Annotated in this window: 10 protein-coding genes; all 10 read right to left on the bottom strand. The window is 71.0% G+C overall.

The window, feature by feature from the left end; all coding sequences use genetic code 11:
• The coding region (locus tag G6021_RS01530) for an amidohydrolase family protein (protein WP_182610783.1) at nucleotides 1-612 on the bottom strand (612 nt) is incomplete at its 3' end.
• Nucleotides 609-1,550 (bottom strand): aspartate carbamoyltransferase catalytic subunit, encoded by a 942-nt coding sequence (locus tag G6021_RS01525; protein WP_182610782.1) that lies wholly within the window; start codon nucleotides 1,548-1,550, stop codon nucleotides 609-611. The genes G6021_RS01525 and G6021_RS01530, both read right to left, overlap by 4 nt.
• Complete coding sequence (gene pyrR / locus G6021_RS01520; protein ID WP_179525354.1) at nucleotides 1,547-2,131, bottom strand: bifunctional pyr operon transcriptional regulator/uracil phosphoribosyltransferase PyrR; 585 nt, start codon at nucleotides 2,129-2,131, stop codon at nucleotides 1,547-1,549. The genes G6021_RS01525 and pyrR overlap by 4 nt, the downstream gene beginning before the upstream one ends.
• 68 nt (nucleotides 2,132-2,199) lie before the next feature.
• Nucleotides 2,200-2,745, bottom strand: a complete 546-nt coding sequence (gene nusB, locus G6021_RS01515; protein WP_182610781.1) for a transcription antitermination factor NusB — start codon at nucleotides 2,743-2,745, stop codon at nucleotides 2,200-2,202.
• A 2-nt stretch (nucleotides 2,746-2,747) separates the two neighbouring features.
• Complete coding sequence (gene efp, locus G6021_RS01510; RefSeq protein ID WP_182610780.1) at nucleotides 2,748-3,311, bottom strand: elongation factor P; 564 nt, start codon at nucleotides 3,309-3,311, stop codon at nucleotides 2,748-2,750.
• A 74-nt stretch (nucleotides 3,312-3,385) separates the two neighbouring features.
• Nucleotides 3,386-4,486, bottom strand: a complete 1,101-nt coding sequence (locus G6021_RS01505) for a M24 family metallopeptidase (RefSeq protein ID WP_182640522.1) — start codon at nucleotides 4,484-4,486, stop codon at nucleotides 3,386-3,388.
• Entirely contained in the window at nucleotides 4,483-5,610 is a 1,128-nt protein-coding gene (gene aroB, locus G6021_RS01500; RefSeq protein ID WP_182640521.1) for a 3-dehydroquinate synthase, read from the bottom strand. The genes G6021_RS01505 and aroB overlap by 4 nt, the downstream gene beginning before the upstream one ends.
• A gap of 56 nt (nucleotides 5,611-5,666) precedes the next feature.
• The gene (locus G6021_RS01495; protein ID WP_179525359.1) at nucleotides 5,667-6,218 is read right to left on the bottom strand and encodes a shikimate kinase; all 552 of its coding nucleotides are present in this window, start codon (nucleotides 6,216-6,218) and stop codon (nucleotides 5,667-5,669) included.
• Complete coding sequence (gene aroC / locus G6021_RS01490) at nucleotides 6,215-7,417, bottom strand: chorismate synthase (protein WP_182638542.1); 1,203 nt, start codon at nucleotides 7,415-7,417, stop codon at nucleotides 6,215-6,217. Before aroC ends, G6021_RS01495 begins: the two co-directional genes overlap by 4 nt.
• A 38-nt stretch (nucleotides 7,418-7,455) precedes the next feature.
• Nucleotides 7,456-8,092 (bottom strand): helix-turn-helix transcriptional regulator (locus tag G6021_RS01485; RefSeq protein ID WP_182640520.1); only part of this gene is annotated, 637 nt, incomplete at its 5' end.

Raw genomic sequence — 8,092 nt, 5'->3', positions numbered from 1 at the left:
GGCCGTGGGCCCCTCGTGCGCCACCGCACCCTTGGTCAGGCGTGGCTCCTCCGCGTGCTGTGCGATCAGCACACCGAGTCCCGCCGAGTACTCGAGGGCGCGGCGCATCACCAACGGGTCGTAGACGCACATGCCGTCGTCGGAGAAGACCCTGACCCGGGCCTCGCCGGAGGCCATCTGACCCATCTCGGTGAGCTGTTCCCCCTTGAGTCCGACGGTGACCGCTCCCACCGGGTGGATGTCGCACAGGCCCACGGACCGGCCGATCCGCCACACGGAGTCGGTGACGGTCTGGTTGTCCTGCGGAGGCTGGGTGTTGGCCATGGCGAACACCGCGGTGTACCCGCCCCGCGCCGCCGCCGCCGACCCGGTGGCCACCGTCTCGGTGTCCTCCCGTCCGGGCTCGCGCAGGTGGGTGTGGAGGTCGACGAACCCGGGGAGCAGGACGGCGCCGGCCATGTCGTGGGTCTCGACGTCGTCAGGGAGATCCTCACCGGCGTCCGGTCCGATCGCGGCGACGAGCCCGTCCCTGACGAGCACGTCGACGGGGTCGCCCTCCCCGTAGGGCCGGACCCGGCGCAGCAGCAGGGTCGGGGGTTCGAGGGCGCTCACTCGGGGTTTCCTTCCGTTCCGACAAGGGTGTGGAGCAGGACCGACATGCGTACGTGGACGCCGTTGGTGACCTGCTGGAGAATCGCTGACGACGGGGCGTCGGCGGTGTCGAACCCGATCTCCATCCCCCGGACCATCGGTCCGGGGTGCAGGACGATCGCGTTCTCGGGCAACCGGGACGCACGGGCGGGCCCCAGGCCGTACCGCACCGCGTACTCGCGGGCGGACGGGAAGAACCCTCCGTTCATCCGCTCGGCCTGGACACGCAGCATCATCACCGCGTCCGCGCCGGGCAGCTCGGCGTCGAGGTCGGTCGAGGCCCGGACCGGCCAGTCCCCGACCCCCACCGGCAGCAGGGTGGGTGGCGCGACCAACACGACCTCGGCACCGAGGGTCGACAGCAGCAGCGCGTTCGACCGGGCCACCCGCGAGTGCAGGATGTCGCCGACGATCACCACCCGGCGGCCCTCGATCCCCCCCAGTCGTTCGCGGATGGTCATCGCGTCCAGCAACGCCTGGGTCGGGTGCTCGTGCATGCCGTCACCGGCGTTGATGACCGAGGGCCCGACGCCGCCGGGGGCGACCCAGCCGGCGATCTGGAGGGCGGACCCCGAAGCCGGATGACGCACGATGAGCGCGTCCGCACCGACCGCGGTCAGTGTCATGGCCGTGTCCCGCAGCGACTCCCCCTTCTGCACCGAGGAGGCGCTCGCGGAGACGTTGATGACGTCGGCACTCATCCACTTGCCGGCGGTCTCGAAGGAGACCCTCGTGCGCGTGGAGTTCTCGTAGAACACCGTCAGGACGGTCTTGCCCCGGAGGGTGGGCAGCTTGCGGACCTCGCGCCCGAGGAGCGTCTCCTTGAGACGGCCGGCCTCGTCCAGGATCGACAGCGCCGCGTCGCGGTCCAGATCGGCGGCGGAGAGCAGATGCTTCACCTGGCGTCCTCCGGTGTCGGCCGTCTGAGGACCACGGCGTCGACGTCGTCCGTCTCCGTGAGCCGCACCGAGACGCCCTCCTCGCGCGAGGTGGGGACGTTCTTCCCGACGTAGTCCGCGCGGATCGGGAGTTCGCGGTGCCCGCGGTCGACCAGGACGGCGAGCTGGACGCGGGCGGGCCTGCCGAGGTCCCGCAGCGCGTCGAATGCCGCCCGGATGGTCCGCCCGGAGAAGAGGACGTCGTCGACCAGGATGACGGTCGCTCCGTCGATGCCCTCGGCCGGGACCGTGGTCGGGCTCATCGGGCGGTGGGGGCCACCGGCGAGGTCGTCGCGGTACAGGGTCACATCGAGTGAACCGGCGTGTACGGCGGCTCCGCTGAACTCCCTGATGCGCTCGGCCAGACGGTGCGCGAGCGGGACACCACGGGTGGGGATGCCGAGCAGGACGACCGGACCCGAATCCGGTGCGTCCGCGGCCGTGCGTTCGATGATCTGGTGTGCCAGGCGGGATATCGTCCTGGCGACGTCGTCAGACGTGAAGAGTGAAACCGAGGTCGTCTCCGGACCGTCAGCGCTCACCGATCACCACCTCCTTGTCCGCCTCGCTGGACGGCTCGTTAAAGGGATAGCTTTCGGACCGAACTCTATCAGTCCTCGGTTCCGGTCTCCGACGGGTCGGGGGTGGCCTCCGACACGTCTACGGCCGGCGCCGGGTCCAGCGAGGACACCGCGCGCTCGGCCGCCCGGATGTGCTCGGCGAGCCCGGCGATGCGGTCGAGGACGGCGTTGACGTAGGGCACCGACTTCTCGGCGGACAGGTCGGCGACCAGCAGCACCGACTGGTCGATCACGATGGCCGAGTCCACGTCCTCGGTGCCGAACAACAGCTCCCACGCCCCGGCGCGCAGCACCGCACGGTCCACTGCCGGGAGGCGATCGAGCGTCCATTCCCGCAGGTGCTCGGCGATCATGGTGTCGAGACGGTCCAACCGCTCCGCCACGCCCGTGACGATGTCCATGGTGTACGAGGCGACGTCGTGGAATTCCTGCGACTGCTCGCCCATCCGGCGGCGTTCCTCGGCGAGCGCCACCACGTCGGCGTCCCGGAGCTCCGCCTCGAACAGCAGGGCCACCGCGCGCTTGCGGGCCCGGAACCTCGATCCCCGGCGCCGGTGTTCTGCGTCATCCGCCATGGTCAGGCGTTCACCCGGCTGAGGTAACGGCCGTCGCGGGTGTCGATCCGCAGCTTGTCGCCCGTGTTGATGAACAGCGGCACGTGGACCTCGGCGCCGGTCTCGAGGGTGGCGGGCTTGGTGCCGCCGGTCGACCGGTCCCCCTGCAGGCCCGGGTCGGTGTGCTGGACCACCAGGTCGACGGCGACGGGCATCTCGGCGAAGAGCGCCACGCCCTCGTGCATCGACACCTGGACGCTGGTGTTCTCGAGGAGGAACCGGGCACCGTCCCCCATCACGGTGGGCGAGACGTTGATCTGCTCGAAGTCCTTCTCGTCCATGAGGACATAGTCCTCACCGTCGCGGTAGAGGAAGGTCATGTCGCGGCGGTCCACCGTGGCGGTCTCCACCTTGACCCCGGCGTTGTAGGTCTTGTCGACGATCTTGCCGGAGACCACGTTCTTGATCTTGGTGCGGACGAAGGCGGGACCCTTACCCGGCTTGACGTGCTGGAACTCCTGGATCTGCCACAGGTTGCCCTCCTCCTTGAGGACGAGGCCGTTCTTGAAGTCGGCGGTGGACGCCATGGTCGTTCTCCTTCGCGAGTCGTCGGCGGGCGGCCGGGGACCGGCGCCGCGCGCATGTTCTGTGGGACGGCTGCTCAGAGCACGCTGAGCGCCGTCGACGTGGTGGTCAGGGACCGACCGCCCCCGCCGGTGACGGCCACGGTGTCCTCGATTCGGATCCCTCCGAGGCCGGGGAGGTAGATCCCCGGCTCGATGGTGATCACATCGCCGTCGGACAGTGTACTCGCGGACCTGCTCGACACCGCGGGCGCTTCATGGACGTCCAACCCCACCCCGTGTCCCAGCGAGTGGCCGAAGTACCCGTCGAACCCGGCGTCGGCGATGATGCCCCGACTCACCGCGTCGAGCTCCGAGCAGGCCAGTCCCGCCCGGACCGCCGCCACCCCGGCGAGCTGGGCGCTTCTGACGACCTCGTAGGCGTCGAGGAGTCGGTCGGCAGCGCCGCCCAGGGCGACGGTGCGGGTGCAGTCGGACGCGTATCCCGACACCGTCGCTCCGAAGTCCACCACGACGAGATCACCGGCGGCGAGCAGCCTGTCCCCCGGGACATGGTGCGGGTGCGCACCGTTGGGGCCCGAGGCGACGATGGTGTCGAACGCCACCCCGTCGGAGCCGGCCCGTCGCATCGCGTGTTCGAGATCCGCGGCGACCTCCCGCTCGCTGCGGTTCACGGCGAGCAGGCCGTGGGCCAGCAGATGGTTCCATGACTCGTCCACGACCCGGCAGGCACGCTCGATGAGTCCGATCTCGACCGGGTCCTTCGCCCGCCTGACCTGCTCCACGAGCCCGCTGGTCTCGACGACCTGTGTCCCGGCGGCCCCGATCTTCTCGAGAACACCGCGCAGGGCGGACGCCGCGGACAGGGTCAGGTCGTCCGCCTCCACCGCGAGCGGGGCGTCCGCGGGACCCCGGCGACGTCCGAGCACCCCGGCGACGTAGTCCCGCGAGATCACGTGCCCGACATCAGGGGCCTGCTCGACAACCTGGAGCTCGTACCGCGAGTCCGTGCACAGGACCGCCTCGCCGTCGTCCTCCACGAGGACGGCCCCACCGGATCCGCGGAACCCGGTGAGGTAGGCGATGTTCCGTGGGTCGGTGACCAGGAGCGCACCGGCTCCCGCCTCGGCGGTCGCGGAGGCGACCGCACGTCGACGGGCCGCCAGGCGGTCGTTCACAGCAGGACCCCGCCGCCGCTGGGCTTGTTCCCCTCGGAGATCGCGGCGTAGGCCGCCGTCATCAGGGACGGGTCGGGGGCCTCCATGCGCGCCGGCCGGGCCAGTCCGTCGAGGACCACCAACCGGAGGAAGCCGGAGTGGTTCTTCTTGTCCCCCGCCATCAGCTCGAGCAACCGCGGGAACGCGTCGTCGTGGTATCCGGTGGGTAGGCCGAGAGAGGACAGGATCGACGCGTGACGGTCGGCCGTCGCGTCGTCCAGACGACCGGCCAGGCGGGCCAGCTCGGCCACGAAGCACATCCCCACGCTCACGGCCGCCCCGTGCCGCCAGCGGTACTGCTCACGCCGCTCGACCGCGTGGCCGAGGGTGTGTCCGTAGTTGAGGTTCTCCCGGGGACCGGACTCCCTGAGGTCCCGGCCCACCACGTCGGCCTTGACCTGGATGCTCCGGCGGATGAGCTCGACGATCGTCTCCCCGGTCGGGTCGAGCGCCGCCTGCGGGTCGGCCTCGATGAGATCGAGGATCGCGGGGTCGGCGATGAAGCCGCACTTGACCACCTCCGCCATCCCGGAGATCAGCTCGTTGCGCGGAACCGACTCGAGTGTCGCGGTGTCGACGAAGACGGCGGCCGGCTCGTGGAAGCTGCCCACCAGGTTCTTGCCCGCGTCGGTGTTGATCCCGGTCTTACCACCGACGGCGGCGTCCACCATCGCGAGCAGCGTGGTGGGGATGTGGATCACGCGGACCCCGCGCATCCAGGTGGCGGCCACGAAGCCGGCGAGGTCCGTCGCCGCCCCGCCGCCCAGGCTCACCACGGTGTCCTTGCGGCCCAACCCGATCTTGCCGAGGACGTCCCAGCAGTACCCCGCCACTGCCAGATCCTTGCCGGCCTCGGCGTCGGGGATCTCCACGCGGTGCGCGTTGACGCCGGCCTCGGCGAGCTGCTCGCGCAGGGCCTCGGCGGTCTGGGTCAACGGAGGCTGGTGGAAGATCGCCAGGTTGCGCGACGTCGAACACGCCTCGAGGATCTCCGGCAGCAGTCCACGGCCGATCACCACCGGGTACGGATCGGCGGACCGCACCTCCACCACCACGGGGTCGGTGTCGTTCCGGTCTCGGTTCATGATGGACTCCCGCTCATCGCTCGACTACTCACGCTCGTACCCGTCTCTCGCCCGACTCACGATCGGTCCCCTGTGCCCCGGGCGTGCGGGTCACCGGACTCGAGCCTGTCGACGATCTCCGTCACCACCTTGCCCGAACTCCGGCGTTCCGTGCTCACCGTCGACCACGCCACCTCGCGGTACAGCGGTGACCGCTCGGTCAGCAACGCCTGGTAGCGCGCCGTCGCGTCCCCGCCCGCGAGGAGAGGACGGCCCGGACCGCGCGACCGACGAACACCCTCGGCCACCCCGATCGTCAGATGGATCACGCGGTGACCACGGAGCCGTGCGCGGGTGGTGGCCGAGAGCACCGCCCCGCCCCCCAGCGACAGGACACCGTCGAAGGACGCGAGCGCCTCCCCCACGACCTTCTCCTCGATCGCGCGGAACGCGGGCTCACCGTCGTCCGCGAAGATCTCGGGGATCGACCGCCCCTCGGACTCCTCGATCATCTGATCGGCGTCACGGAACGGCACGTCGAGCCTCCGGGCGAGCTTGCGTCCGATCGTCGTCTTGCCGGCACCCGGCGGACCCACCAGGACGGCGACCGGCCGTGCCGGATCGCTCATGCCGGATCCGAGTCCCAGTCCAGTCTCGCCGCCACGGCGTCGAGGTAGCCCTGCGCGTTGCGTCGGGTCTCCGACACCGAGTCCCCGCCGAACTTCTGCAGGACGGACCGTGCCAGGACCAGCGCGACCATCGATTCCGCGACCACTCCGGCAGCGGGGACCGCGCACACGTCGGAGCGCTGGTGGATCGCGGTGGCGCCCGACCCGTCGGCCATGTCGACCGTGCTCAGCGCGCGGGGGACGGTGGAGATGGGCTTCATGGCGGCGCGGACCCGGAGCGGCTGACCGTTGGTCATCCCCCCTTCGAGTCCACCCGCACGGTTGCTCCGGCGTCCCACACCGTCCGCTCCGCGCACCATCTCGTCGTGTGCCACGCTTCCCCGTCGACGGGCGGTCTCGAAACCGTCGCCGACCTCGACCCCCTTGATCGCCTGGATACCCATGAGGGCCCCCGCCAGTTGGGCGTCGAGGCGCTCCTCGCCGGACACGTGCGAACCGAGTCCGATGGGCAGACCGTGGACAACCACCTCGACCACGCCTCCGAGCGTGTCGCCGGCCTTCTTGGCGGCCTCGATCTCGGCGATCATCAGGTCCCCGCTCGCCGCGTCGAACGCGCGCACGGGACTGTCGTCGATGGCCGGCAGGTCGGCGAACGTGGGCTCGGGTCCGGTGTAGGGCTCGGAGGCGCCGATCGAGATCACGTGCGAGAGGACCTCGACACCCAGGACCTCACGCAGCAGCGCGCGGGCGACCGTCCCGGCGGCGACCCTGGCCGCGGTCTCGCGGGCGCTCGCGCGCTCCAGGACCATCCGGGCGTCGTCGAAGTCGTACTTCAACATGCCGGCGAAGTCGGCGTGGCCCGGGCGCGGTCGGGTGAGCACGGCCGCGCGGGCCTTGTCCTCGATCGCGTCGGGCTCGACGGGATCCGCCGACATGATCTGTTCCCACTTGGGCCACTCGGTGTTACCGACCTCGATCGCGATGGGCGAGCCCATGGTGCGACCGTGCCGGACGCCCGCGAGCACCCTCACCGCGTCGGCCTCGAACTTCATCCGGGCGCCGCGGCCGTAGCCCAGGCGGCGGCGGGAGAGCTGCGAGGCGATCTGCTCGCTCGTCACCTCGACCCCCGCGATGACGCCCTCGACGATCGTCACTAGGGCCTGGCCATGCGATTCTCCGGCGGTGGTCCACTTCAGCACGCCGCCGATCATCCCACGTCCGGGTCTCACCCGGCACATCAGGCCCGCGGCGCCGCCGAGGTCCGGGTCCGGGAGGCGACGGAGGCCTGGTGTGGCGTGGTGCCGGTGAGGCGCCGGAACGCGTGGATGAAGCTCGACGCCTCGGCGTATCCCAGGCGGATCGCGACGTCCTCGACCGAGAGCAGACCGGTGGCCAGCATCCGCTCCGCCAACTCGACCCGGACGTCGCCCAGCAGGCGCTGGTACGAGGTGCCCTCGTCCGCCAGCCGCCTCCGCAGCGTCCGGGGACTCATCCCCAGTGCGGCGGCCACGGAGGTCATGGGTGCCCCCTGGGAGAGACTCCCGGTGATCTCGACGCGGACACGGCTGCTCACCGGCCCGCGGGTCCGGCGGGTGGCGGCGAGGTCCCGGCAGAGCGCCTCGGCCATGGCCACCGCCCCGGCACTGCCCTGCGGGAGGGGTCGGTCGAGGTGGACGGCGTCGAAGACCGCCGTGACCCCGTCGCCACCACCGGGCGATGACGGCACCGTGCCCAGCCGCTCGCCGTAGGCGGCGAGGGTCTCGTCGGTGCGCCCACCGGCGAACGTGACCTCGGTGAAGGGCAGGCCGCCGGGGACGAGGTCCCGGAGAACGGAGTCGATCGCGAAGAGATCCCGATCCACGAGGAACTCGCGG

The organism is Dietzia sp. CW19, from assembly GCF_014145265.1.
Classification (GTDB): Bacteria; Actinomycetota; Actinomycetes; order Mycobacteriales; family Mycobacteriaceae; genus Dietzia; species Dietzia natronolimnaea.
Note: the sequence above shows the minus strand (reverse complement) of the source record. Positions and strands in the feature narration are given on the sequence as shown.